25 protein-coding genes are annotated in these 25,342 nt (G+C 44.7%); 13 read left to right on the forward strand and 12 right to left on the reverse strand.

All coding sequences use genetic code 11. The annotated features are described in order from the left end of the window. Positions 1-77: 77 nt before the first annotated feature. Genes KSP24_RS13115 through nagA form a run of 3 tightly spaced genes read left to right on the forward strand, consistent with a single transcriptional unit; the run spans position 78 to position 2,898 of the window. Entirely contained in the window at positions 78-944 is an 867-nt protein-coding gene (locus KSP24_RS13115) for a MurR/RpiR family transcriptional regulator (RefSeq protein WP_216975323.1), read from the forward strand. 2 nt (positions 945-946) lie between these two features. Beyond that, positions 947-1,675 carry a glucosamine-6-phosphate deaminase gene (gene nagB, locus KSP24_RS13120; protein ID WP_058830470.1) on the forward strand — a complete coding sequence of 243 codons (729 nt, stop codon included), beginning with the start codon at positions 947-949 and terminating at the stop codon, positions 1,673-1,675. Next, on the forward strand, positions 1,672-2,898 hold the full coding sequence (gene nagA, locus KSP24_RS13125) for an N-acetylglucosamine-6-phosphate deacetylase (RefSeq protein ID WP_216975325.1): 1,227 nt from the start codon (positions 1,672-1,674) through the stop codon (positions 2,896-2,898). The genes nagB and nagA overlap by 4 nt, the downstream gene beginning before the upstream one ends. Before the next feature lie 95 nt (positions 2,899-2,993). Here nagA and KSP24_RS13130 read toward each other — a convergent pair whose 3' ends face one another. Then, complete coding sequence (locus KSP24_RS13130) at positions 2,994-3,977, reverse strand: YhcN/YlaJ family sporulation lipoprotein (protein WP_013372792.1); 984 nt, start codon at positions 3,975-3,977, stop codon at positions 2,994-2,996. Between the two features lie 194 nt (positions 3,978-4,171). On the opposite strand from KSP24_RS13130, the gene KSP24_RS13135 reads away from it, so the two are divergent. After that, positions 4,172-5,752 (forward strand): esterase/lipase family protein, encoded by a 1,581-nt coding sequence (locus KSP24_RS13135; RefSeq protein WP_216975327.1) that lies wholly within the window; start codon positions 4,172-4,174, stop codon positions 5,750-5,752. Positions 5,753-5,869: 117 nt separating this feature from the next. On the opposite strand, the gene KSP24_RS13140 is transcribed toward KSP24_RS13135, so the two are convergent. From KSP24_RS13140 to KSP24_RS13150, 3 genes are all read right to left on the reverse strand, one after another. After that, positions 5,870-6,553 (reverse strand): hypothetical protein, encoded by a 684-nt coding sequence (locus tag KSP24_RS13140; RefSeq protein ID WP_216975330.1) that lies wholly within the window; start codon positions 6,551-6,553, stop codon positions 5,870-5,872. A 71-nt stretch (positions 6,554-6,624) separates the two neighbouring features. Next, positions 6,625-6,765, reverse strand: coding sequence for a hypothetical protein (locus KSP24_RS25250; RefSeq protein WP_230493740.1), 141 nt, complete (start codon positions 6,763-6,765; stop codon positions 6,625-6,627). Between the two features lie 23 nt (positions 6,766-6,788). Then, a complete protein-coding gene (locus KSP24_RS13150) occupies positions 6,789-7,151 on the reverse strand; it encodes a hypothetical protein (RefSeq protein ID WP_040102982.1) in 363 nt (120 codons plus the stop codon). A 187-nt stretch (positions 7,152-7,338) separates the two neighbouring features. Between KSP24_RS13150 and KSP24_RS13155 the strand changes: the two genes are divergently transcribed. Next, positions 7,339-7,542: a hypothetical protein gene (locus tag KSP24_RS13155; protein ID WP_013372797.1), complete on the forward strand. Its 204-nt coding sequence runs from the start codon at positions 7,339-7,341 to the stop codon at positions 7,540-7,542. A 74-nt stretch (positions 7,543-7,616) separates the two neighbouring features. On the opposite strand, the gene KSP24_RS13160 is transcribed toward KSP24_RS13155, so the two are convergent. From KSP24_RS13160 to KSP24_RS13175, 4 genes are read right to left on the reverse strand one after another with little or no spacing between them, the layout of a single operon-like run. After that, a complete protein-coding gene (locus KSP24_RS13160; protein ID WP_216975332.1) occupies positions 7,617-8,555 on the reverse strand; it encodes a DUF4340 domain-containing protein in 939 nt (312 codons plus the stop codon). Then, complete coding sequence (locus KSP24_RS13165; RefSeq protein WP_216975334.1) at positions 8,552-9,943, reverse strand: GldG family protein; 1,392 nt, start codon at positions 9,941-9,943, stop codon at positions 8,552-8,554. Before KSP24_RS13165 ends, KSP24_RS13160 begins: the two co-directional genes overlap by 4 nt. Before the next feature lie 5 nt (positions 9,944-9,948). After that, complete coding sequence (locus KSP24_RS13170; protein WP_013372800.1) at positions 9,949-10,671, reverse strand: ABC transporter permease; 723 nt, start codon at positions 10,669-10,671, stop codon at positions 9,949-9,951. Further along, positions 10,668-11,780, reverse strand: a complete 1,113-nt coding sequence (locus KSP24_RS13175) for an ABC transporter ATP-binding protein (RefSeq protein WP_216975336.1) — start codon at positions 11,778-11,780, stop codon at positions 10,668-10,670. The genes KSP24_RS13170 and KSP24_RS13175 overlap by 4 nt, the downstream gene beginning before the upstream one ends. A 614-nt stretch (positions 11,781-12,394) precedes the next feature. Here KSP24_RS13175 and KSP24_RS13180 point away from each other — a divergent pair. Both KSP24_RS13180 and KSP24_RS13185 read left to right on the forward strand, forming a co-directional pair. Further along, positions 12,395-12,628, forward strand: coding sequence for a hypothetical protein (locus KSP24_RS13180; RefSeq protein ID WP_216975338.1), 234 nt, complete (start codon positions 12,395-12,397; stop codon positions 12,626-12,628). 51 nt (positions 12,629-12,679) lie between these two features. After that, a complete protein-coding gene (locus KSP24_RS13185) occupies positions 12,680-13,774 on the forward strand; it encodes a glycosyltransferase family 4 protein (protein ID WP_216975340.1) in 1,095 nt (364 codons plus the stop codon). Positions 13,775-13,896: 122 nt separating this feature from the next. Here KSP24_RS13185 and KSP24_RS13190 read toward each other — a convergent pair whose 3' ends face one another. Continuing rightward, entirely contained in the window at positions 13,897-15,750 is a 1,854-nt protein-coding gene (locus tag KSP24_RS13190) for a beta-glucoside-specific PTS transporter subunit IIABC (protein WP_216975342.1), read from the reverse strand. Positions 15,751-15,825: 75 nt separating this feature from the next. Then, the gene (locus KSP24_RS13195) at positions 15,826-17,106 is read right to left on the reverse strand and encodes a glycoside hydrolase family 140 protein (RefSeq protein ID WP_216975344.1); all 1,281 of its coding nucleotides are present in this window, start codon (positions 17,104-17,106) and stop codon (positions 15,826-15,828) included. Positions 17,107-17,321: 215 nt separating this feature from the next. Here KSP24_RS13195 and KSP24_RS13200 point away from each other — a divergent pair, with 215 nt between their 5' ends. Then, positions 17,322-18,353 (forward strand): LacI family DNA-binding transcriptional regulator, encoded by a 1,032-nt coding sequence (locus tag KSP24_RS13200; protein ID WP_064963514.1) that lies wholly within the window; start codon positions 17,322-17,324, stop codon positions 18,351-18,353. A gap of 74 nt (positions 18,354-18,427) precedes the next feature. On the opposite strand, the gene KSP24_RS13205 is transcribed toward KSP24_RS13200, so the two are convergent. Beyond that, positions 18,428-19,336, reverse strand: coding sequence for an NAD(P)/FAD-dependent oxidoreductase (locus KSP24_RS13205; RefSeq protein WP_216975346.1), 909 nt, complete (start codon positions 19,334-19,336; stop codon positions 18,428-18,430). A gap of 110 nt (positions 19,337-19,446) precedes the next feature. Beyond that, positions 19,447-19,845, reverse strand: a complete 399-nt coding sequence (locus KSP24_RS13210) for an Rrf2 family transcriptional regulator (protein ID WP_013372810.1) — start codon at positions 19,843-19,845, stop codon at positions 19,447-19,449. A 158-nt stretch (positions 19,846-20,003) separates the two neighbouring features. Here KSP24_RS13210 and KSP24_RS25255 point away from each other — a divergent pair, with 158 nt between their 5' ends. The 5 genes from KSP24_RS25255 to KSP24_RS13230 all read left to right on the forward strand — a co-directional run bounded on the left by KSP24_RS25255 (position 20,004) and on the right by KSP24_RS13230 (position 25,317). Further along, complete coding sequence (locus tag KSP24_RS25255) at positions 20,004-21,023, forward strand: BglG family transcription antiterminator (RefSeq protein WP_254207790.1); 1,020 nt, start codon at positions 20,004-20,006, stop codon at positions 21,021-21,023. Next, the gene (locus KSP24_RS25260) at positions 20,959-21,927 is read left to right on the forward strand and encodes a BglG family transcription antiterminator (RefSeq protein WP_254207791.1); all 969 of its coding nucleotides are present in this window, start codon (positions 20,959-20,961) and stop codon (positions 21,925-21,927) included. The genes KSP24_RS25255 and KSP24_RS25260 overlap by 65 nt, the downstream gene beginning before the upstream one ends. A gap of 200 nt (positions 21,928-22,127) precedes the next feature. After that, complete coding sequence (locus KSP24_RS13220; protein WP_013372812.1) at positions 22,128-22,496, forward strand: PTS lactose/cellobiose transporter subunit IIA; 369 nt, start codon at positions 22,128-22,130, stop codon at positions 22,494-22,496. A gap of 16 nt (positions 22,497-22,512) precedes the next feature. Beyond that, positions 22,513-23,808, forward strand: a complete 1,296-nt coding sequence (locus KSP24_RS13225; protein ID WP_216975347.1) for a PTS sugar transporter subunit IIC — start codon at positions 22,513-22,515, stop codon at positions 23,806-23,808. A 72-nt stretch (positions 23,809-23,880) separates the two neighbouring features. After that, entirely contained in the window at positions 23,881-25,317 is a 1,437-nt protein-coding gene (locus tag KSP24_RS13230; protein ID WP_137079167.1) for a glycoside hydrolase family 1 protein, read from the forward strand. Positions 25,318-25,342 lie beyond the last annotated feature (25 nt).

Below are 25,342 nucleotides of genomic sequence, written 5' to 3' on the forward strand. Positions count from 1 at the left end.
AATATTTTTCTTAATTTCATTTAATTAAATGATACTTTTTTTCATAAAAGCATTATATAGCTAAAGGAGCACAGCTCATGTCCCCCATTCTTCATACATTATCCCATCGACTGGAGCAGTTGCCTGTACAAGAGCGTAAGCTGGCGGAATCTATCCTGCAAGCCCCGGAGGATGTGCTGCATCTGGGTATTCGGGAACTGTCAGAGCGTTGCGGTGTGAGTGCCGCAACCGTTACACGGTTTTGCAAATCACTACATTTTAAAGGGTATCCCGATTTCAAAATGAAGCTGGCCGCCGAGTTGTCCCATTCCAACCTTACAGGTGAAGAATCCTATCAGGACATTGTGGCTGGAAATTCACTTTCCCGTATCGTGCAGGCTATTCAGGCAAACCATACGGCCTCCATTGCAGACACGACCCGGTTGCTGGATTTGGGCAAGCTAGAGCAGGCCATTGCATGGCTGTCAGCCACAAGCCGTATTGATCTCTATGGGATGGCAACATCCTCGATTGTGGCACAGGATTTTTACCAGAAGCTGATCCGTATTGGCAAGAATAGCACTGCCTTCGCAGATTCTCACATGCAGATTACCTCTGCCTCCTCGCTCGGAGCGGAGGATGTGGCCTTTGCCGTCTCTTATTCAGGAGAAACCCAGGAGACCATTGCGGCTCTAGGCTGTGCAAAGGAACAGGGTGCCAAAACATTATCCCTGACCTCCTTCGGAAACAATACGCTGGCAAGCCTTGCGGATATTGCGCTATTTTCCTCCTCATTGGAGGAAGGAATGCGACGTGGAGACATGGCCTCCCGCATCGCCCAGCTTCATATTATAGATATCCTGTTTACAGGTATGGTGAGCGCGAATTTTGACAAATATATTCCGAGATTGGAAGGTTCATATCAACAAGTGAGTAAGCTTAAAAAACAACCAGGGGGGCACTAAAGATGAACATTCGCATTTTGAACAGCCGTGAAAACCTGAACGCTACTGCTGCCACTGTGATCGCCAGCTTGCTGCTGTCCAAACCACAAGCTATGCTGGGCTTGGCCACCGGTAGTACGCCGATTGGCATTTACCGACATCTTGCGGATATGTACTGCAAGGGACAGGTGAGCTTTGCTCGCGCCTACTCCGTGAATCTTGATGAATATGTTGGTCTCTCCCCAGAACATCCGCAGAGCTACCGAAGCTTTATGAATGAGCACTTGTTTCAGCATATCGACATTCCCATATCTCATACACGCGTCCCTAACGGGAATGCCCTAAATCTCACAGCAGAATGTGCAGCGCACGAGCAGGCCATTCTGGATCATGGACCTGTGGATCTCCAATTGCTTGGCATTGGTCATAACGGCCATATCGGCTTTAACGAACCCGGTCACAGCTTGACCGGAGCCACACATGTTGTAGATTTGAAAGAAAGAACGCGCTCAGCGAACGCCCGATTTTTTGGCGATATCAATGCAGTGCCCAGACAAGCAGTGACGATGGGGGTTGGCACCATTCTTAAGGCGAAGCAAATTATGCTGGTGGCCTTTGGCGCAGAGAAGGCCGACATTATAAGGCAGGCTTTAACTGGACCCGTCACAACAGAGTGTCCGGCTTCCCTGCTGCAATGCCACCCCAACGTGCTTATTTTACTGGATCAGGAAGCAGGAGGATGGTTCAAATGAAGTCAGATGAAATGAACGGTAACATACCGCAGCTATTGTATGGTCAAGTCGTCGTTGGGAATGACATCATTCCCAACGGAGTTGTCATCATTGAGGGGCAATCCATTGTATACGCTGGTTCAGAGGAGGATATGCCCGTGGACTGGACCTCATTGGTCTTAGGCAATCCTGAAGAAGTTGCCACACAAGCGGCGAATGTTGTTCGTCAGGAGGGGGGGTACCTGCTGCCAGGCTTTATTGATATTCATATTCACGGCGGTAACGGTGAGGACTTTATGGACTCTGATCCGAGGGTGCTGGATGCAATCACCTCTTTTCACAGTTCGCAAGGAACGACGGCTATGCTGGCTACTACTATGACCGCGCCCAAGGAACGAATTGAACGGGTATTAAAAGAAGTTCACACATACATGGCATATCCCATGCCCCATGCGCAGTTGGAGGGGGTGCATCTGGAAGGACCTTTCATTAGTCCGAACTGGGCAGGAGCACAAAACCCGGAACATATCGTGCCTCCGAACCTCGCTTGGATGGCAGAATGGGAGCAGCGCTATCCGGGCCTTGTTCGCCAGGTCACACTTGCGCCTGAACAAAATGGCGCCCTTGAACTCATCGCATGGCTGCGTAGCCACGGCATTACCGCGGCGCTCGGTCATACGGATGCTACGTATGAAGAGGTTGAACAGGCAGCATCGGCGGGCCTGAACCATGCCGTGCACACCTTTAATGCCATGACTCCACTGCATCACCGCAAGCCAGGAGCTGCGGGAGCCGTACTCGCTGATCCGCGCATTGAAGCAGAAATCATCGCAGATGGCATTCATGTGCATCCTGCTGCTATTTCCCTGCTTGCCAAGTTAAAGCAGGACCATAATCTCATCCTCATCACCGATGCCATGTCAGCCACCGGGCTGGAAGATGGTCATTATACACTCGGCGATTTGCCAGTGATTGTACAGGATGGTGTTGCACGACTGGAGGATGGCGTCACTTTGGCAGGAAGCACACTAACGATGATTGAGGGCTTCCGTTATCTAGTTCAACATGTAGGCTTGAGTATCCCCGAGGCATCACAAATGGCTAGCCTGAATCCGGCTCGATCCCTGAACATAGCTGATCGAACAGGCTCACTTGAAGCAGGTAAACAAGCAGACGTCTTGTTACTGGATGCCGACTTAAATCTGCAAGGTGTATGGATTAAAGGAGTGCGCAAATCGTCATAGTTATATAATCCCCGCAAAAGAAAGAGCTATTCCATCAGCGTAACTCGCCGAGATGGGATAGCTCTTTTTGGGATATTCACAATTAAGGGTTTGAATTAGCGATGATTCATCGGTGCGGGCGTATTATTTTGTGGACGTGTTGGTGTTGTATTTTCCATTGGACGGTTTGTATCAGCCGCCGAAGTCGGGAATACACGTTCAATCACATCCACCATTTCATTGCTCAAGCCTCTGATCGGATGACCATTTTGTACACTGCGTGTAAAGTCAGAGGTTTGTCTAACAAAGTCCGGGTTAGCCGATACATGCACCTGTTCAATGGAAGGTGCAAATTGCTTAATCTTGTTAGCAATACGGCTCTTGACTGCATCAGTTGGTTCATATGCAGTTCTTGCTCCCTCGATGGTGTTGTTGCCGTTATCTGTGCGATTGTTGTTGTCCGTCAAGCCACGCAACATACCGTACGAGCCTGTACCCATCGTACCGAACAAACCGTCATCACGACGTGCAGGTGTTCCATTCCCGGTAACTCCATTGTCTGTCATTCCAGGCGTTGTAGTACCTGTAGTTCGATTTCCTCTGGTGCCATTAACGCCATTCACACTCGGTACATTCCCGTTACGCCCAATATTATTAGCACTCGGAGTACCGTCAATGCTTGGAGCACCGACACCCGTTCCGTTAGCTTGGTCTTTCAAGGAAACGGCTACATAGGCATGTCGTTCACCAACCAATACTGTCGCAGACTTTACATCCGGCATCTCGGATATACGTTTAGACAAGTTGCGATCGACTTGCAGATTACGGATTGGATGTCCGGTTCTGTTGCCATTTTCATTCAATGACATCCCGTCCATACCGTTGGATTTAACCCCATAACGATTCACACCATCCATACGGTTTACACCATCTAAACCATAACGATTCACACCATCCATATGCTGTGTGCTTTGCGCGTTATAGCGTGTACTGTTCGTACGAACGTTATGATCAGCATTTCCACACCCGGTTAAAGCAGCCATGCTGGCGAGTAAAGCAGCTGAAATCGTAAAACTGATGACTTTCTTAGTTCCTGGCATGAACTCATCCTCCATACATATAAAATGTGTGACGAGATTAGCATGCGCCATCAATCTTAGGGATATCCTGACTAAAAAATGACTGAAAAAATAAAATTTTAATGTAAATATGAAATACAATTGATGATTTACCACAAGATGGCATGTATAATAAGTTTGAAATACTTAATTTTACAAAAAGGAGGATTTACAGTTTGAAGAAGCTCACCGTTTTGATGCTCATTTTTTTGTTATCCGTCACTCTTATCCCCGCCGGTGCTTTTGCAGGCTCCACTACACCTGAAGCACCGAAAGCTCCCGCCGGAAGCTGGACAGAAGGCCCACCACCTAATCGCGTTGATCCTACCAAACCCGCACTATTGTTTGTACATGGTTTGAACAGTAGCGCCGAAGTGTGGACCAAGAATAATAATGATATGCTTCAGCAAGCACGTGACGCTGGGTACCAGACGGCCACCATTAATTTGTACGATGCGAATGGCACATCCCAGGATATGTGGGACAATGGCAAGCTTCTAGCCGACAAAATCAAAGTCATTAGTAATCATTTTGGAAAAAAACTCATCATCATCGCCCACAGCAAAGGTGGAGTGGATACTCAAACCGCTCTCGTGTATAACGGAGCAGCTCCTTATGTACAACGTGTCATCACCCTCAGCAGTCCCCATCATGGTTCACAACTTGCAGATCTCGCCTACAGCAGCTGGGCCGGATGGCTGGCAGATATCGTCGGCTCACAAAATCCCGGCACCTCTACGTTACAAACATCTTATATGAAGTATTTCCGAACCAAAACGGATGCACTCAGTAACGCGACTACAATTCCATTCTTCACGTTTGCTGGTGATAACTGGTCTGGCGGCACTGCTTCCTACATACTGGGTGGAATGTATCTCTCATCCTTCGGCAAAAATGATGGAGTGGTCACAGTCGACAATGCTAAGCTTCCCGGCGGACGTGTAGTTAAAATCGGTTCCTGGGATCATGCCAAGGTTCGTACCGGTTCTTACGTCTTCTCCCTGATCCTACCTTACCTCCAAGCGAACACTCCAGCATTGAATCAGGAAACTGAGGCATTTTCAGCAGCGTCTTCCCTGACTGCTTCTGCTGTACAATCCACCTATAACGAGATCGATAATTCATATTTTATTCGAGGCGGCGATTATAATGGAAAAGCCTCTAAAACCCTCACGGTTGAAAATGGTGTCCAATCCATTGATCTGGACTGGATCAGCGATAAACGTGTAAGTCAGCTTGAGCTGACCAAACCTGACGGTACTAGCGAATTGCTTAATGTGAAAGCAGGTCGTGATGAAGAAATCTTTGCTGGTGCCTGGCATCATAGTGCTGTAGTTACCAATCCCCAACCAGGCATCTATAAGTTGAACGCCGTAATTCCTGATCATGGTGCATATCTCCTGATTGCACGCTATCATGCCGCTCAGGTCCCTGAGCTCAAATACAATCTAAATGCAGTGGGCCCGAGACTAAATCTGAAGTCCCAGGATTCCCCAACCAGCGTTACACAAGTCACTTACCAAGTTCAATACTATGGTGATCCGCAACAAGGAATGACTACAGCGTTCAAAGGTCTGACATTGCAGCAAAAAACCGTTACTCCTACTGGGCAAATTGAGCTTTCCAAAGCGGACAAGCCAGGCATCTATTCCGTAACCTATGAAATTAACGGCACCACAGCAGCAGGATATCCTTACCGCCGTACAGCAGTTCAATCCATTTATATTGACGCTGACGGCAACAAGTATGTTGACTAAATAAATCTACAACCTAAAAAGCCTGCAAACACCTATCATAGTGTAGGCGTTCGCAGGCTTATTTATTATTCCAAACATCCTTTATAGAGAAATTACAGTGTAATCCATGTATTGTGTTCAATCCGTTGTCTGATTTCTCAGTTTATGAAGCCAATAATAGCGGTGCAGCTCCATAATAAAATGAAAAAGAACAAATGCAAGCATGGAGTATACACACATCAATACTGTAGCAACGAATTGTTGTGTAGCAAATCCGAGGGAAAGATTGGCTATCAAATAACCAGCCCCGGTAAATGTGGTCATTGTTACTACAGCTTCTCGCTTGTGTTTTTTCTTCACTTTTGGTTCTTTCTTCACTTTTGGTTCTTTCTTATAATTTGAAGGATTTTTGAATTTCGCCAGATGATATTTGATATAGCAGTACAAGGCGATTCCATAAGCGGCAAAAGAACTTATAAAATACCATGGAGTACCCAGACCCAACATACCATAAGCAAACTTTTGTGTCATAATCATGAAGCCAATAGAGCATACCAAACCAAATACACCACGGAATAAAACATAATTCAACTGCAATTTGCCTGGCATTATGACCAGTACAAGCGCCCAAATATTAATCAGAACAATCGGTGGCATCAGCACATAAACATAAACTGCAATGTAGGGATTTCCTATTAAGGGAATAGTCAAAAACAGATCTAACAGCAATAAAACAAGAATGATAACATTGGAGCGAATACTGTTAACTGGATACAACTTCATATTTTTTTCGAATAAAGCCCTGCTATCACTCATAAACATATAAGCCCTCCGTCACATAAGTTAAACCTACCGATAAGGATAGACAAGGCTACATCCATTGTCCACTTTTTCTATATCTCTGTCTTCAGCTCTTGACGTAGTTCTTCAATAAAATCAACCACGATACTTTGAACAGCATCTTCACGGGACATACGTATATACCGACTCGTCCTCTGAATGTCTTCCTCGAACAAATAAAGTATCCTGCTCATGGCCTCCTGATCCCCACTTTGTGCTAATTTGAGCCATTGGACGAACTCAGCATCCGAAATAACTCTTTGAGCATTTTCTTTTTCCATTTATTCACCGCCTGTTGGGATAGCTTTAACTCTTTTGCAATCTGTGCTTCGGTTTTGTCTAGTATGTAAAGGTCAAAGATGATCATTTTTCCGATCTCAGAAGATAGAGAGTTGATAAGCTGTAGTGTGTACATATTAGAGTTTGCAGATTCTGTAAAAGATGGAGCGATGACAGTTTCGTTCTTTTCCATTACAAATTCATGATTGGTTTGTACCCGAGCACGATACTGGATTCTCCAAGCAATGCGGTACAACTTCTTTCGGTATTGTTCGACCAATGTTAGCTGAGATTTTTCCAATATAAATCACCCTTTCTCTTTGGATTTGACTTTTTCTAAATCCTCATATTATAGGGTAATTTGCAATTCTATTTTACAACCAAAACAGAACACTTGTTCTTATTTATTATACTATTTTTACAATCAGTTGTATATGGTTCTTTTAATTTACCTTCCTTTATATATGGCTAAAAAGGAGGGAAATACATTGCAGATGGATGATGCTCTTTCTTTGGTTACCAACGTAGGCTTTCCGGCTGGACTTTGTTTTATTTTATTGCGGCACATCCTGCACACGATGGAGGAAAAGTTGGATAAGCTGGATCTCTCACTTCATGAGCTGATTCAGGTCATCCAAGATTTAAACGACAATAACAGCCCTTCTTCCAAAAGCAGCAAGCCTGATGAATAACGAACACAAAGAAGCTCCACACGACGATTATTCGCCGTTGGAGCCTCTTTGTTCAGCTATTATAAATGTAATGATTATTGGCTAGCCTTAGCCTGGTCATGACCACTCTGTTCAGCACGGTTCACATCAGAAGCGGACAGGCCATAAGCCCAGTTGCTTTGTGGCGGTACAACCCACACGGTTTCTGGATCATCGTTAAGTGTCCAGCCCTGATAGACCAGCGGGGAATCTTCCTTGCCCAGCGATATGCTCAGCGTAAAGCGGTGAACAGGCTTGTTCAGCTCGGAGGCTTTGCGCAAGGCCTGACTGCTAGCCAGGTTCTTGATTTGCTGTGAGAGGGAAGTTGCCGTATCACCGGCTACTGACTTGCCATTTAGCGTCCAAGATGCGGAAGCACTATCTCCAGTTCCACTGTTACCGGAGGATCGGAGCATCCATGAGGCATTCTGGCCTTCCCACTCTATTCCGCTCAGCTTGGTATCATCCCAATCAAACGGCGTTGTATCTGTAAAATCATCAGCACCCAGCAGCAAACCCGAAAGTGTATCTATAGGTACGGAAGCTATCTCTTTTTGGTCTGATAGTACATAGACAGCATCTCCGGAAGGCAGCGTTTCACCGAAGGCAAAGGTGCGAACGTCACCCTTCTTGGTCTTAATCTCAATCTGGTCATTGGTAGCGCTAATTCCATATTTGGCTACGTCTGTGGGGGATGATTCCACGACATCACCCAACTTTACATTTTGAATCGCAGCTAGCCAATTGTCTATTGTATATTGATTTAACGGGTAAGATCGTGGCTTACTCATGCTCCATTTGCCATCACGTTGATTAAGTTCCACTGACTTGCCGTCCTTTCCAGTGATCGCAAAAGACGTAATATCTCCTTGCGTAAGCTGAATGAGCTGGCGAGCCGCCGGGGCTTGTTCACGAAAGAAGTTTTGGCTCTTGGCATAGATTATACCCGCTCCCAATACAACTAGCAGCAGCACTGTGGGTATCCATTTTCTCATGCACTTTTTCGCCTCCACCATAATAAGATTCCGATCACCGCGAACAGCAGCGGCAATCCGACGACAGATATGGCCAATACCGTTTTCGCTTGTGCAGCAGTTAAATAAGCTACCTTAAAATCCTGCTCCTGACGAGGACGAATAGTGAGTCCATCAGAGTGTTCCTGCACATAATTCAAGCTATTCAGCACAAAGTCTCGATTCCCTCCTGTGCTGATCTCCGTGTCGCTTAGAAGGGCTGACGTTCCGAGAATAACCGCTTTGGGCTTGCCGTCTTTCCCTTCTACCGCGTAACCGAGATCAAGCGGCCCCTGTGGGTCCTTGTCGTCCTTCTGCGTTTCGTTGTTCAGCAGTCCCTGGATATTCGTTTCGCCATAGCTAGCTGCAGAAGATTTCATCAATAGTGTCGTCTTCCAATCCTTCTGCTCTCCTGCCTGCAAAGCAATAGACAGCGAAAGAACAGGATATAGATTAGAAGCCGCCAGTTTATCAGTAATCGCATGACTGCCAAAGGTAGGAACCGTCCATAGAGGGCCCAGCGTATTCGTCTGTTCCTGATCCACCACGATAGCATGAGTATCTTTCACTCCATAATCAGCCGCTAATGCGTCAAGATTTTTCCAGTTGGCCCCCATGTTCGGGTGAAATCCTAACGCCATAAAAAGCTTTCCACCATCATTCAGATACGTACGAATACTTTTCAATTCCGTCGCGCTAATATCCCGCTCTGGTCCAACAATAGCCAGTACAGACGCATCTTTGGGCACACTACCCGCTTGATTAAGCTGAACTTCCTCTGTTTTCACATTATCTTGCGCCAATGAGCTGCTTAATTCGGTCATTTGGGACAAAGGAATTTCCTCATGCCCTGTCAGAAAAACCACTTTTCCTTGACGGGTAGATGACAATGCCAGCAGTCCACTAGTCAGCTTTTCTTCCCCTGTAAATTGGTATGCCCCTTCACCACTCCCCTGGGCTTGCGTAAATAGGCTTCCAATATCTATAACCCGCTTTTTCTCTCCCTGCACCAGCACAATGGAGGCTGCAGTAACACTATACTGCTTAGCCAGTATCGGTTCCTGATTCAAATCGTATTGCTCGACTTTGAGCTTCTTGTTACGCTTGGCATATTCATTCAGCATATCGGTAACATCCCGGTTCAGCTTCTGATTCTGCGAAGTAGATACGGTAAAGGCAATTAATCGTATGTCTTCCTTTACACCCTGAATGGTCGTCAACGTCTGATCAGACAGCGTATACTGCTTGCCTGCCGTCAGATCCAGTTGAAAGCCTCCCAGCGAGCGCAGAAATAACGTCAATAGAATAAAAATACCTACAGCAGCAATTGATAGTACCATACTATTGGTATGACCCAGCCATTTTTTCATATTCATTACCTCCACCGTTTCCGTTCAACCACTTGGATGCTAAATAGCAAAAAGAGCGCCGCCACCGTCACGTAGTACAATACATCGGCTCCATTCAGCAATCCTTTGGTGAAACTATCAAACCGTGCAGTTAGTGAAAAAGGTTCCAGCCACTGCTGCAGCGCCGCAGATGCGCCCGTTTGTCCACCAAACGAATCCAGCATCCAGAAAACGAGTAAAAGAATAAAACTGACGACCGCTGACATCATCTGATGCTGTGAAAGCGTTGATGCGAATAAGCCGATTGCCATCATGGCTGCGCCAAGCATAAACAGGCCGATCACGGATGTAAATACCAGCGTCCAATCCAGCGTCCCATAAAAGGACATCACGACCGGATACGCCAGGCTGCACAATACTAATATGAGCAACATGCCTAACGATGCCAAAAATTTACCCATCATGATTTCCGTTACACTCACAGGTGAGGTAAGCAGCAGTTCATCCGTACCCTGCCTGAATTCCTCTGCAACCAGCCGCATCGTGAGTAATGGGACAACAAACACCAGCATGGACAATGTATCACCGAGTACCAGCCGATAGTCCAAAATACTAGGCTGATACATCACAAAGTTCGTGTAAAATAGTAACCCCGTCAGCAGCATGTACACCGCAAGCGCAAAATACGTCGTTGGGGTCCATAGATAGGCTTGCAGCTCCTTTTGACAGACTGCGAACAAACGCCTCATGACCGATTACCTCCTGTATCCTTGTCTTCTTCAACCTTGTTATCGCTGGCCGAGGCTTCTCCATGATCCGCCGTGATGACCGTTGCTTCATTCTTAGAGGTATGTAGATCATGAACCGCTGGATCGCCGCCCTGACCTTCTTCCGTCTCGCGAGTCGTTAACTGCTGGAAGATATTTTCCAAGCTTAGGTTTTCTTTTTTCATTTCCAAAATCGGAAGCTTCGCATCCGACAGCACAAAAAACAGCTCTTCGCGAAAATCCTCATCGGAAGCTCCTGTAAGCAACAATTCGGTCAAATCCTGCTCTGTGGCAGTCAGCTTCGTATTCACTGATGGCAGAGTAGGCGCCAAAGATTCAACTTGTACTTTTCCCCAAGCTCGTATAACATCCATTACCTGCTCACGCTTGCCTTTGACCTCCAGTTTCACCTTGAATCCATCTTCCATCGAACCGCCGAGCGCGTCAGGACGCCCGTCCATGACCAGTTTCCCTTCGTGAATGATCAGCACCCGATTGCACAAAGCATCCACCTCGGGCAAAATATGCGTGCTGAGCAATACTGTATGATTTTCACCAATCTCCTGAATGAGCTGACGAATCTCTAAAATCTGATTGGGGTCTAAACCCGAGGTCGGTTCATCCAACACTAATAAATCCGGATTATGAATAATTGCACCTGCCAGCCCCAGGCGCTGTTTGTACCCTTTGGACAAGCTACGGACCAATTGTTTTTCACGTCCATTCAGGCCCAGCCGGGAAATCTTCTCCGAAATACGCAGCTTCTGCTCTCTCACAGGCACGTCCCGAATACTAGCTACAAACTTTAAGTAGGATCTTACAGACATATCCCCATACAAAGGGGGCGTCTCCGGCAGATAACCGATTTTGGAACGAGCCTGTCTGCCTTTATCCTGAATCGGGATACCATCAATCGTAATTACTCCCTCGTTTGGTTGAAGATATCCTGTAATCATGCGCATCGTGGTCGTTTTACCCGCACCATTTGGCCCCAAGAAACCAACAATTTCACCGCGCTGCATTTCAAAATCCAACTTATGTACGCCCCGGTTGCCCTCATACCACTTGCTCACCTGCTGCACTTTGAGCACATGTTTCACCCTTTCTTTGTTCGTAATCTTCTCCCTGCTGTTCCTCTCCCCCAAAATGTTGCATGAGAAGCAGTCAGTAGCGAAGCGAGAGATTTGAAGCTGGAGAAGCGATAGCGTTCGCCTTTGCTGTAGGATTCTTACCTTTAAATATCTCATCTAATCCAAGAAGAATCCTACAGCAACAGCGATCGGAAGCTCAAACCCTTCGCGAAGCGGTCTCATTCCCGCTGCTCCCCTCCCCCAAAATGTTGCATGGGAAGCAAGTAGCAGCGAAGCGGAGGATTTGAAGCTGGAGAAGCGTCAGCGTTCGCCTTTGCTGTAGGATTCTTACCTTTACATATCTTAACTAATCAAAAAAGAATCCTACAGCAACAGCGATCGGAAGCTCAAAGCCTTCGCGGAGCGGTCTCCTCGCACTTCATGCTACACTTTTAAATTCTAATGATAATCCCCCACATATAGCTTCAGCTTAACATCACTTAAATAGAAGCTTAAAATAATGTGTCTAAAATGTGAACATAAAATACCACATCTACTATCATTACGTCTACCGTTGGGTACGCTGCGTGAATTTCCCAAAGAGATCGCAATATGAACTACTTGGGGCGGGATATATGTATCATGCCCGTTGGGACGAGTGCATCGCTACGCTGCAACAGCATCTTGCCATGCCGCAGGCGCGCTGGGCCGATAAACGCAGTGCACTATATGATCTTGGAGCCCTCGTTTGCTACGAGTTGGGTCTAATGCACAAAGCATGTGAGTTTGCGAAAGAAGCAACAGAGCGCTCCCCGGAAGATTCTCGCCTCAGCCATAATTATTCGCTGATTCGAGCCAGGCTTCCGTAGAAACCCACACCCCGTCCTGTAGGTTGAATAACTTGGTATAAGAGCTTGTGGTTGGCAAAGGAGGTTTTTGATATCAAAGTTCTATTTACTTTTTATATACCGAGCGGTGGCGTGGAAACCTTGAACCGTCAACGCTGTAGAGCGCTCATTCAGGACGGGATTGAATGTCATCTTCTCTATTATCGGCAGGGTACAGGGATGCAAAACCTGCACGGCGATATTCCGGTGTTCATGACTTCCTCTGAAGAAGAAATTCGAAATCTGGTGGAATCTCATCGGTACGATGCAATTATTGTCTCTTCGGACTATCCTATGCTCCCCAGACTGCGAATGTTGGGCTACCAAGGGATACTAATCTATGAATCACAGGGCTTTGGCACTCACGAAGAAGCAGCAAGGGTTGTCGCAGATGCCGTTCCGTATCTTCATAACCATGCCAATGCGGTACTTTTACCGGAAACAACTCACCTCGTACAGCTATTTTCCAGCATATGTCCATGGCTTAATCGTTTTGTATTCCCAAATGTTCTGGATACTAACGTATTTAATTATGTACCTAACACTCCCCCGGCTAATCCGGTCATTGCATGGGTTGGGCGATTGGAGCCCAATAAAAATTGGAGGCATTTTGTCGACATCTCTTACTGGATGCTAAAAAATCGTGCCGATCTTCGGATTTGGATGTTCTATGATGACACCTTGTCGCAGCCGGAGGATAAAATACAATTCGAGGACATGCTTGCTCAGCTTGGTATGTCCTCGATTATCGAGCGTCTTAAAAGCGTACCTCATGCTAAAATGCCTTTGTATTATTCCATGATTGGCGACTCAGGCGGGTATCTGCTCTCGACTTCGCTGGTGGAAGGATTCGGCTATGCGGTAGCTGAGGCGATGGCCTGTCGTTGTCCGGTGTTAAGCTCTGATTCAGACGGGGTACGAGCATTCATTGATCACAATGAAACCGGTAAATTTTATCAGCAGGGAGACATTTTACAGGCGGTACTGCAAGGACTGGAACTGATGAACAACGTACCTCATCGCGAATCTATCCGCCAGAAGGGGCGTACACGGATCGTTAACCTGTTGGCGCCGGATAAATATGTGCGCTCCTTCCGACAGATGATGAACTCGTTGGGGGTATGGTAACCTGTTATTGTAGTACATGCTGCAAAATCTGTTTCCATATTCAAAAAAGCTGACGACAACCCTATTTTTACACAGGGTTATCGTCAGCTTGATGAGTTATCTCTCTATTATTGTATTGGGAACTATCTGATCTTCAATAAGCGATCTCCTGCATGAATATCCTTAGATTCTTCAGCTAAGATATCTGTGTACACCGCAGTATTGGTCACTATAACAGAGGTGGTGAGATCATACCCTTCATCCACTATAGCTTTTGGATCAAATTCAACCAGCTTGTCCCCTTTTTGAATCGTATCTCCTTCAGACACAAAAGAAGTGAAATGTTTTCCTTTCAAGCTGACCGTATTAATTCCAATGTGAATGAGCAGTTCAACTCCATCCTCAGAGATCAGTCCAATCGCATGTTTTGTTTTGAAAACGGTAACAACAGTTCCGTTAAAAGGTGCGTAAGCTACTCCTTCTCGGGGGATAATCGCGACTCCCTGACCCATCGAACCACTGGAGAAAGCCTCATCTTTCACTGCGGTCAAAGGAATCAATTCACCGTTTAAAGGACTGAATACCGTTTTTTCTTCCTCTTTGCTTTCATTTGCAATTTTAATATCAGGCGAAGGTTTTGCATTTTTATAGCCGAAAAGATAGGTCAGTATAAATCCGACTACAAAAGCTACAACCAAAGATATGATAAAGCCTATGAAGCCTGTATCTATCCCCTTTGGATTAATGAATAAAGGTATACCAAAAATCCCGCCTGAAGCAAATCCATATGCTGTTGAGCCGAGTAAGCCCGCTACAGCTCCTCCTATACCCCCAGCGATCGAGGCTAAAATAAACGGTTTTTTGGTAGGTAGCGTAACTCCGTAAATAGCTGGTTCCGTAACCCCCATCAAACCCGCGATTGTGGCAGAAGTGGCAATGGGTTTTAATTTGGGGTCCCGTGATTTCAAAGCAATGGCAAAAGCCGCACCTGTTTGCGCAAACGTAGTACAGAACAGCATACCGTTAATCGGATCAAATCCGTTCGTAACTACATTATTCAGGAGAATCGGAATGAACGCCCAATGCAAGCCGAAGATAATAATGCCCTGCCAGAACCCGGCCAGAATGAGACCAGCTATAGCCGGACTTAACTGGTAAATCCACATGGAGCCTTTGGCTAACCCATCGCTGATTATAGTTGCTATCGGCCCGACAACCAGAAAAACAATCGGTGATATAATGACCAAGGTCAGAAAAGGCACAATGAACATTTTAATGGAAGCAGCTGCATACTTACTTATAAATTTTTCAACCTTAGCTGCCAAGAACGCCCCAATAATGATAGGTATAACAGAAGAAGTATAATTAATCAGAACGACAGGTATGGTCAAAAAGGACAGTGCCGTTTTATCCGTAAAGGCGGAAGTCATGGTTGGGTACACCAAGGCGGCCCCTAAAACAGCAGACAGATACGGGTTTCCTCCGAATTTTTTACCAGCTGAAAACCCTAGAATAACCGGAAAGAAATAAAACATAGCGTCTGCTGTTGCATATAAAATTTTATACGTACCCATCTGATCAGTCATCCAGCCCAGTGATGTGCATAAGGCCAACAGTCCCTTTAAAATCCCGACAGCGGCGAGCACACCAACAACGGGCATAAACACACCTGAGATTACATCGACAAATCGGCTGAACAGGCTCCCTTTTTCATTCTTTTGATCGTCTTCAGCAGCCTGGTCCCCAGGCTTTACTCCCATCGTATCCAAAAGAGCCTCGTATACTTTGGGAACCTCATTCCCGATCACCACCTGGAATTGGCCGCCACTTTCCACGACGGTAATAACACCGTCAATCTGTTTAATTTTCTCTTTATCTGGCAATTGATTATCCTTCAGTTTGAATCTCAAACGAGTGACACAGTGAATGACACTGTTCACATTTTCGTTTCCCCCCACCGATCTAAGCACTTCTTTGGCTGTCTTTTGGTAATCCATCATGATCACTCCTACTTGGATGCGTTATCTACTTTTCTACTCCACCTGTTGCCTTACTCCTATTCTTTTCCTGTTTTATTTCGTTCCGATGATCACAACATCACTTTCAAAACCATGCATATCAATGACAGATTGATTAGCCTGGACATCTACCTCCGTTTGGGCAAATCGTCTCTCCGCTAAATCAATGGTTGTAAACTTGTAGTCCTGCACATTCATACTTAGCCGCACCTTCGTGTTAACCGGGATATACAAGACGATGGTATTCTCGTTCCCCGCAGCTCTGATCTCCTCTGTCTTGTTTAAAACAATATCCAGTGGCTTTATGCCGATCAGATTGTACATTTCAAATAAATATTTAATAAAGGAATAATCCCATGCGCCCTCAAAACGCAGTGCCGTTCTCCAATCATAGGGACTATCAAAGCCCTCTCCTTCTACAATTCCGAACTTCTTGCCTTTTTTATGCCAGCTCCAAATGCCATGCGCTCCATAGGTAATTCCCGCTCCCCCGCCTGCGAGTAGACTCTGCCATGCTGCTTTTCTGGCATCCAGTGCGGTGTATCTACCATACACATTGCGGCTGTAACTGATCTGTTCATAGCAAGGTTCTCCATTGATGACGGGACGGATCTCCGGCTTGTGGTAAAAATGCTGGGCAATCTCGTGGGCGACATGCTGAAACTGAGAATTATGTCCTGATTGATACATATAAAATCCAAGACCCTTGTGTTGCTCAAAAGCTTCAGGAATTTCCCTCAATCTTCCTTGGATATGCAGTGCAGTTAGGCTTGCCGGGCTTAATTGCTGTACCGTTTCCAGCGCCTTCAAATAGTATGCATTAGCACGTTCTGTAGGAAAATCAGTATCCCCGCTGATCAAATAAACAGGCTTGAAGCGGGAATAGCGGTTTACAACATAAGTTACATAGCTTTCAACGCAATCCATCGGCATTTTATTGCCCTTCTGGAACATTTCAGCCCATGTATCCGGTACATAATTACACCACAGAAGTACCAAGGCTGGAATAAAGCCGCGCTCTACAGCCATCTGGATCATGACTTCTGCCCGGTCAAAATAGGCCGCGTTTAATGTGTGATAGTCGAAATCTCCATTTTCCAGTAATGCAAACGGTTGTAGATTCAGGTCTGATTCGCTGGCATCCCATTGCCGGAGCATGTTGATTTGCAAAACGTTGAATCCCTGCATCTTTCGATAGTCCAGGTAATCGCTCCACTCTTCAATCGTGGCGTTGGTAAATACGCTCCAGACGGTATCTGCCAAGTAAAAGAAAGGCTTGTCCTTTTCCACAAAACTTCTTTGATTTTTAGCAATACTTAAACTCAAACAAATCACCCTCTCACTCATAAACAAAACTAAACTAATGTATAATTTTATACGATATTGAATAAAATAAACTAAATAAAGCGTTCACAATTGAATATTAACATTATGTATCTGAAAAGGTCAACTCATTTTATGCGGCATTTGTTTAGTTTAATTTATAAACTAAACTTTATTATATAATCATGATATAATTTATATAGTTTAGTCCAATGGGAGGTTCCATGTTGAAAATAGATGATATTGCAAAGCTTGCCGGTGTTTCAAAATCAGCCGTCTCTTTAGCATTTAATAACAAACCCGGTGTTAGCGAAGAAACCAAAGAGCATATTTTAAGAATTGCCCACGAGCATGGATATAGACCACGTACCATGAAGTCAAATAAGGAATTTACGAAGAGTCACCATGTCATTCGTTTTGTTGCATGCAAAAATACAGGCATCGTGACCGAGCAATACGAATCACTTCCATTTTTCAATGAATTGATCCATCATATTACCAATCAAGTGAGAGAACATGGCAATACTTTGATTTTTTCATCATTTGATAGCCATAGCCTGGAGGCAGAGTTGTCTGCTCTGGAAAAGGACCAGCCTTCTTCAGGTATACTTCTGCTGGGCACCAATCTAACTGCCGAGATTATTCATTCCTTACAATCTATTCATTCCAATATCGTAGTTTTAGATACTTGCTTTGAACACGTTGATGCCAGCTTTGTATCTATTAATAACTATCTTGGAGGGTACCAGGCAGGCCAATATTTAATCCAGTCCGGTCACAGAAATATAGGATACGTACAATCCAGTACCAGAATTCTTAACTTTACAAAACGAAAAGAGGGGTTCATGGCTGCTTTAGAGGAGCACAATCTTGCCATAGGTCACGGGCTTACCTTTGATATGCATCCGATGCTTGTAATGTCACAGGAATCATTTAAAACAGCTATTCATGAACTGAATGAGCTGCCTTCAGCCCTATTTTGTGAGAATGATTATATGGCAATCAGTGCTATTAAAACGTTTCAGGAAATGAACATTCGAGTGCCTGAACAAATTTCTGTCATGGGGTTTGATAATATTCATGAAGCCAAGGTCATTAGCCCGGAACTCACAACCATTCATGTGAAAAAGGATATTTTGGCCCGAACGGCTGTAAATTTGCTGATGGAAAGACTTAATCACAATCAGGAGCATCATACTCAGGTTCTCGTGAATACAGAGGTTATTGAAAGAAGGTCTTGTATAGACGCAGAATTATAATCAAGTGAATAGAAAAAGGCCGCCTATATGGCGGCCTTTTCCAGCATCCGATTCACATCGAACATTTCAAATGCTCAACACTCGTTGAAATCTTCCTCTGTCAAATCCAGATTTACGCTCGCAGCAGTTCGACTGCCGTCGGCCGCAGCAAAAATCAACTGAGAAGGCATGAAGTACGAAGAATCCCCGGCAGCATATACACCAGGTATGGAGGTTCTCCCCGCTCCATCCGTTTGGATCCCGCCCGACTCTGTCCTTTCACAGCCCAAATCTCCTCCAAACGGTGTACTTTGTACAAATCGGGGGGTCACAAAGCCGCCGACTCTCGGGACTTGAGTACCGTCCGTAAAGGACGCATACTCCAGCTGCCCGTGGTGACCAATGAACGCTGCAACAGGCTGCTCCATGACCACGACTCCTTTAGATTGAAGTCGTTCTTTTTGCTCGTCCGACAAGAATGCCTGACCGTTCGTGCAGACAAGCAAATCCTTACTCCAGTTCAGGAGCAGTTTGGCTGTATGATATATAGCTGGCGACTCAGAGACGAGGACAAGCGGTTGATCCCGTAGCTCCCAGCCATCGCAATAAGGGCAATTAAACAAACTTTTCCCGTAGAACGTATAAAAACCTTCGATCTCAGGGAATACCTCCTTTACGCCCGTCGCCAGTATCAATTTTCGCGCTTGAACACGAAGGCCTGAAGAATCAAACACCTCGAATATGGATTCTTTTTTCGTAACCGAAATAACCTCGGTTGGCAGATGATGGACAGACGGATAACGTAGTACTTCCTCATAAGCTACACGGCGGAACTCGGTCGGCGTTACGCCGTCTCTCGTAATGAAACCGTGCGACGCATGCGTAACCGCATTTCTGGGTCGGTTATTATCGATCAAAGCCACACTTCTCCTTGCCCTGCCAAGCACAAGGGCTGCATTCAATCCGGCGGGCCCTCCGCCAATAATAGCGCAATCGTACAACATACATTCAGCTCCTTTTCAAGGATATTAAAGACTCTTTATATCTATAATAAAAACAAAAAAACACTTCACATCACTGACAACCACCCTCTTTCTATATCTAGCCGTTACCTTTATATTTGCGCTTGCTTTTGCGCCAAATCGACCAATTTTGTATTTTTAAGATGGCTCTCCATTTTCTCCTCCGCTTCCCTCATTACAGCTTGAATCAGACATTCTGATCCATGGACAAAATCACATTCAAACAAAGAATTCGTCCCTTCAATCGCATGAATGATATCCAAAAAGGTAATATCGTCTTTATTGCGGGATAAGCGATAGCCTCCATTGGCTCCAGAGACCGATTCGATCATCCCCGCCTTCACAAGCCTCGTCAAAATTTTTGAAAGATACGTAGGTGAGACTTGTTGCGCTTCGGCCAATTGCTGAACACCTATAGGCTTCACCGACGAATCCGTAACAAGCATAAGCATGGTATGCAGAGCATAATTGGTTGCTTTGGTAAATTTCATAACTACACCTCAATCACAGACTTATTGTATCTATAATATCTTTGAATATACTGGGGTGTCAAGATCATAGGTGATTTGTGCTGTGGTTAGTTCTTCTTTTGGTTACGCTCTAAGCATTGTATACTGTTCATCAGAACAGCTCAGAAAGGGGGTTCGTTTTGCGTATTTTTGATATTCTACATATATTGGTTGCTGAACAGATGATCAAGGGTGAACATTTGGCGAATGCATTGAAGGTATCTTCTCGAACCATACGAACAGATGTAAAGGAATTGAATGCACTGTTGTCACGGCATGGAGCGGCTGTCAAACCCCTTAAAGGAACAGGCTACAAGCTAGAGATTCAGGACGAACAAGCATTTCATCATCTGCTGAAGCAATTAAAGGACTATGAAAACAATGTGTCCCATCTATTAGCGAGTTCTTCTGAAGCCAGACATCGTTTTTTAATAAAAAAACTGCTGCTTACTCATGCATACGTCAAACTTGATGATTTAGCTGAGATGCTGTATGTTAGCCGATCTACTTTACAGAATGACCTCAAAGAAGTGCGCAAATTACTGTCAACTTATGGACTATCTCTGGAGAACAGGCCGTATCATGGTATTCGAATTAAGGGGAATGAGGCCAAGCTGCGTTATTGCATTTCCGACTATATATTTAACAGGACAGATCAAATAGGCGGGCAACAGATGCCCCACCCTTCTTTGATCTCTAACGATGAGCTGGAATTCATAAGAGAAGTGATTCTGGATCGGATTGAGTATCATGATATTCAGTTGTCAGACATTGCCCTGAACAATCTGGTCATTCATATCGCTATAGCATGTAAGCGTATTCGTGAAGAGAGGTATGTCTCGTATTATCCTCAAGAGATGAAAAAAATCGAAGCGCAAAAAGAGTTTAGGGTCGCGACTGAGATCGTATCTGCTCTGGAACAGAACATGAAACACTCCTTTCCACTTGTTGAAATTGCGTACATTGCTGTGCACTTGCTGGGTGTAAGGACCGTTGTCAGGGCCCATATGGATGAAGTAGAGATTAAAAAAATTATTGATAAAAATATTTACGAACTGACTCGAAATATTAGACCGAATCGATCAGCAGTTGAGCATGAACATTCAAAACGATCAAGAATTACTGATTGCATTTTGCCTTCATCTCAAACCAGTCATTAATCGCTATCAATACGGAATGAATTTGCGCAACCCCATGCTGGATGAAATCAAAGCCCATTACCCGCTTGCTTTTGAAGCAGGCATCATTGCTGCGGAAGTTATCAAACAGCGACTTCATATACACATCGAGGACAATGAAATTGGGTATTTAGCCATTCATATCGGAGTCGCAATGGAGAGAAAGAAAATGGAGGGCACACCCAAAAGATGTATGATCGTATGTGCTTCCGGACTCGGCAGCGCAAAGCTGCTGTACTACAAGCTTCAATCGGTTTTCGGTTCCAGGCTGGAGATCGTAGGAACCACTGAATTTTATAAGCTGAGGCAAATGCCGTTGGATGCATTGGACTTTATTATTAGCACGATCCCCATATCAGAACCGCTTTCTATCCCCATGATCCATGTGAATACATTTTTGGGCAGTTCGGATATTACTAAAATTGAACAAGCCATCTCAGAGTCAAAACTTCCTGCTGTACAGTATATTCGAAAAAAATTGATCTTTCTTCAGCAGAAGTTGGATAACAAACTGCAGGCACTTGAATTCATAGCCGAAAAGATACAAGAAGCAGGTCTTGTAAAAGGTCCTTTGTTGCAATCTGTGATAGAGCGTGAAGCTGTTTCCCCCACTTCATTTGGCAACTTTGTCGCGATTCCGCATCCGCTGGAACCTTTTGCTGATTCCACGTTTTGGGCCATTTGTACATTACAAAAAGCTATCGACTGGGATGGCAAGCCCGTACAGTTTATTTGCATGCTCTGCATACAGCGCACCAAATCAGAAGATTTACAAAGTATGTATCATATTTTGCTTAACATTTTAAATCATGAAAAGCTAGTCCAGCAGCTTATTCGCTGCAAAACATACACGGAATTCGTAGAGGTGCTGCATAAAAATAGTTGAAAATTAGCAGGATGCAAGTAAAGGAGAAATCAGAAGCCTATATGGCAGGGATTTCTCTCTTTTTATGTTTAGTAATAGAGATATCAACTAGAAAGACCGATTGATTTCCGTTAAGAAGAGGAAATAATATGCGTTATGTTGAAAGCGATTCCAAATTATAATGACGATACGAGCAAATGAATGAAAGGAGTCAAGAACATATGAATAATGATGAATCAGTAGAACACGCTGTGAACATGGAGGACATGGATGATACAGAGATCGTATTCCAAATTATATTATACGCTGGGAATGCGCGCAGCTCGGCGATGGAAGCGATTGAGCTTGCAAAGGCGGGCAAATTTCGGGAATCCAAAGAAGAACTGGCCTCAGCTAAAAAAGAACTGGTGTCTTCCCACAAAATTCAAACCAGAATCATTCGTAAGGAAGCAGCCGGTGAAAAAACAGAGATGTCCGTCATGATGGTGCATGCCCAAGATCATTTGATGAATGCCATCACCATTCACGATATGGCCTCAGAATTTATAGACCTGTATGAACGCATTGATCAGCTCGGATTAAAATCGTAGAGGGAGGGCGCTAGCCATGGCTTTCAAAGACAAACTGATCGATGGTCTCACCTCGGTGGCAAATGCAATTAACAATTTTAAATATATAATAGCAATCAAATCGGCTTTTATCACCTTAATGCCTGTTATTATTGTGGGTGCCTTTGCTGTACTGATCTCCAATATGGTCATGGACCCAGTCAATGGTCTAGCCCATTTTAAGTCATTCTCATTCCTGGCAGAGTACAAACCGATTTTCTCAAGCATTAACTATGCCAGCTTGAATATCCTCACCATTCTAGCTATTTTTATGATTGGTCTGGAGCTAGGAAAAATTAATGGAGAGAAAAATCTTTTTCCTGGTTTACTTGCCCTCATCTGTTTTATCTCTGTGACACCAACCACAATCGAGCTGATGGTTAACGGAGAAATGCAAAAAGTAACGGACGTCATCGCCCGTCAATTCACAGACACCAAAAGCTTGTTTTTGGGTATTTTCATAAGTATCCTATCCGTTGAGCTATACAACAAACTGGGCAAGTCCGATAAGCTAAAGATTAAAATGCCTGAAAGTGTTCCCAGCAATGTAGCCGTTTCTTTCTCCGCACTCATCCCTTCCATTATTACGGTAACTGTTTTCTCGATGCTTGGATTCTTTTTTCATAAATTTACGGGGCTCTACCTGTACGATGCTGTCTATAATGTGGTGCAACAACCTCTGGAGACCATAGTCCAAGGGCTGCCAGGTATACTGGTACTCATGCTGGTTGCGCAAACCTTCTGGGTGATCGGTATCCACGGAAACCAAATGGTAAAGCCCATCCGTGAACCTCTGCTGCTTGGAGCGATTACGGTCAACATGACTGCATATGATCAAGGGCTCCCCATTCCGAACATTATTACGATGCCTTTCTGGGATGTATACATGAGTATTGGAGGTTCAGGAGTTACGCTGGCCCTTTTGATCAGTATTATGATCGCTTCCAAGCGTGAGGATATGAAGGAAATTACCAAGCTTTCACTTGGGCCAGGTCTGTTTAATATTAATGAGCCTGTCATTTTCGGACTTCCGATTATGCTGAATCCATTGATGGCGATTCCTTTCATTATAACTCCACTCATCACAGGAACAATTGGTTACTTCTCGACGTTGCTTGGATTCGCAGGTAAAGCTGTCGTTATGGTTCCGTGGACTACACCGCCTATTATTAATGCCTACCTGTCTACAGGTGGAAGCATTGGCGCCGTTGTAACGCAGATTATTTGTATTATGGTAGCCATTATCATCTATTTTCCGTTCGTCAAAATTGCCAACAAGCGAACGACTGAATAATGCGCTACTGTAGAGTTACACCCGCAGAGGATCGCCTTGGGGAATCTATAGAATGAAAAGGAGAAGCATGTCATGGCTAAACACACAATACAAATTCCGCCGAATTTTATTATGGGGGCAGCGGCTTCCGCCTGGCAGACAGAGGGCTGGAGCGGTAAACAGGAAGGTCAAGACTCGTATCTGGACTTATGGTACAAAAATGACCGCTATGTCTGGCACAATGGATATGGACCCGCAGGTGCAACCGATTTTTATAATCGTTATGCCGAGGATATTGCCCTGATGAAGCAGATTGGGCTAACTCATTATCGCACTTCTATTAATTGGTCCCGCTTCTTAACGGATTATGAGAATATTGTGGTGGATGAAACCTATGCGGATTATATGGGCAGGGTCATTGACGAGTTGATTGCAAGCGGAGTCGAGCCGATGATTTGTCTGGAACACTATGAATTACCTGCTTATTTGCTCGACAAATATGAGGGCTGGTCTTCCAAGCATGTGGTAGAGCTGTTTGTGAAATATGCGGAAAAGGTGTTTGAACGGTACGGGGATCGAGTCAAGCACTGGTTTACGTTTAATGAGCCCATTGTTGTACAGACTCGCGTCTATCTGGATGCCCTTCGCTATCCCTATGAACAAAATACGCGGAAGTGGATGCAATGGAACTATAACAAAACGCTGGCTACCGCGAAGTGTGTACAGCTTTTCAAAGTCAAAAATTATAGTGAGAACGGGGCTAAAATAGGGGTAATTCTAAATCCCGAAGTGACTTATGCCCGCTCCAGCGCCCCTCATGACCAGTATGCAGCACATGTGTATGATTTATTTTACAATCGAGTATTTCTGGACCCGCTTATTAAAGGCGAATACCCGCAAGAATTGTTCGAGCTCATGAGCAAGCATGATATTGCCTTTGAAGCTACGGCGGAGGAACTGGCCTTGATTAAGGAAAACACCGTTGACCACGTTGGAATCAATCTCTATTATCCCCACCGGGTCAAAGCGCAGAGTAAAGCGTGGAACGAAAACATTCCTTTTCACCCCTCTTACTACTACGAGCATTTCGACCTTCCGGGTAAAAGAATGAACAAGTCACGGGGCTGGGAAATTTATCCTAAAATTATTTACGATATGGGAATGCGTATCAAGAACGAATATAACAATATCGAGTGGTTTGTTGCGGAAAATGGCATGGGGATTGAAAATGAAGCTGCTTTTAAAAATGAGGAACACATCATTCAGGACGACTATCGCATTGACTTTATAACTGAGCATTTATACTACACGTTACAAGCCGTAGCAGCAGGTTCCAACTGTACAGGTTATATGCTGTGGGCCTTCACAGACAACGTTTCTCCTATGAATGCTTTTAAAAATCGCTATGGACTGGTGGAAATTAACCTGGAAAATGATCGAAGTCGCCATTTGAAGAAATCCGGCTACTGGTATCAAGCTGTTATCAAGGAACGCTTGTTTGTTGCTAATCTGGATGAAGAGTATAAGTAGTTAAAATAAATTTCTGGAGGCGCTT

This window comes from Paenibacillus sp. AK121, from assembly GCF_019042715.1.
Classification (GTDB): domain Bacteria; phylum Bacillota; class Bacilli; order Paenibacillales; family Paenibacillaceae; genus Paenibacillus; species Paenibacillus polymyxa_C.

What these genes read in the sequence shown, in the direction of transcription:
- KSP24_RS13115 (WP_216975323.1), top strand. Translation starts at nt 78, where the DNA reads ATGTCCCCCATTCTTCATACATTATCCCATCGACTGGAGCAGTTGCCT.
- nagB (WP_058830470.1), top strand. Translation starts at nt 947, where the DNA reads ATGAACATTCGCATTTTGAACAGCCGTGAAAACCTGAACGCTACTGCT.
- nagA (WP_216975325.1), top strand. Translation starts at nt 1,672, where the DNA reads ATGAAGTCAGATGAAATGAACGGTAACATACCGCAGCTATTGTATGGT.
- KSP24_RS13130 (WP_013372792.1), bottom strand. Translation starts at nt 3,977, where the DNA reads ATGCCAGGAACTAAGAAAGTCATCAGTTTTACGATTTCAGCTGCTTTA.
- KSP24_RS13140 (WP_216975330.1), bottom strand. Translation starts at nt 6,553, where the DNA reads ATGTTTATGAGTGATAGCAGGGCTTTATTCGAAAAAAATATGAAGTTG.
- KSP24_RS25250 (WP_230493740.1), bottom strand. Translation starts at nt 6,765, where the DNA reads ATGAGCAGGATACTTTATTTGTTCGAGGAAGACATTCAGAGGACGAGT.
- KSP24_RS13160 (WP_216975332.1), bottom strand. Translation starts at nt 8,555, where the DNA reads ATGAGAAAATGGATACCCACAGTGCTGCTGCTAGTTGTATTGGGAGCG.
- KSP24_RS13165 (WP_216975334.1), bottom strand. Translation starts at nt 9,943, where the DNA reads ATGAAAAAATGGCTGGGTCATACCAATAGTATGGTACTATCAATTGCT.
- KSP24_RS13170 (WP_013372800.1), bottom strand. Translation starts at nt 10,671, where the DNA reads ATGAGGCGTTTGTTCGCAGTCTGTCAAAAGGAGCTGCAAGCCTATCTA.
- KSP24_RS13180 (WP_216975338.1), top strand. Translation starts at nt 12,395, where the DNA reads ATGTATCATGCCCGTTGGGACGAGTGCATCGCTACGCTGCAACAGCAT.
- KSP24_RS13190 (WP_216975342.1), bottom strand. Translation starts at nt 15,750, where the DNA reads ATGGATTACCAAAAGACAGCCAAAGAAGTGCTTAGATCGGTGGGGGGA.
- KSP24_RS13205 (WP_216975346.1), bottom strand. Translation starts at nt 19,336, where the DNA reads ATGTTGTACGATTGCGCTATTATTGGCGGAGGGCCCGCCGGATTGAAT.
- KSP24_RS13210 (WP_013372810.1), bottom strand. Translation starts at nt 19,845, where the DNA reads ATGAAATTTACCAAAGCAACCAATTATGCTCTGCATACCATGCTTATG.
- KSP24_RS25260 (WP_254207791.1), top strand. Translation starts at nt 20,959, where the DNA reads ATGAACATTCAAAACGATCAAGAATTACTGATTGCATTTTGCCTTCAT.
- KSP24_RS13220 (WP_013372812.1), top strand. Translation starts at nt 22,128, where the DNA reads ATGAATAATGATGAATCAGTAGAACACGCTGTGAACATGGAGGACATG.
- KSP24_RS13225 (WP_216975347.1), top strand. Translation starts at nt 22,513, where the DNA reads ATGGCTTTCAAAGACAAACTGATCGATGGTCTCACCTCGGTGGCAAAT.
- KSP24_RS13230 (WP_137079167.1), top strand. Translation starts at nt 23,881, where the DNA reads ATGGCTAAACACACAATACAAATTCCGCCGAATTTTATTATGGGGGCA.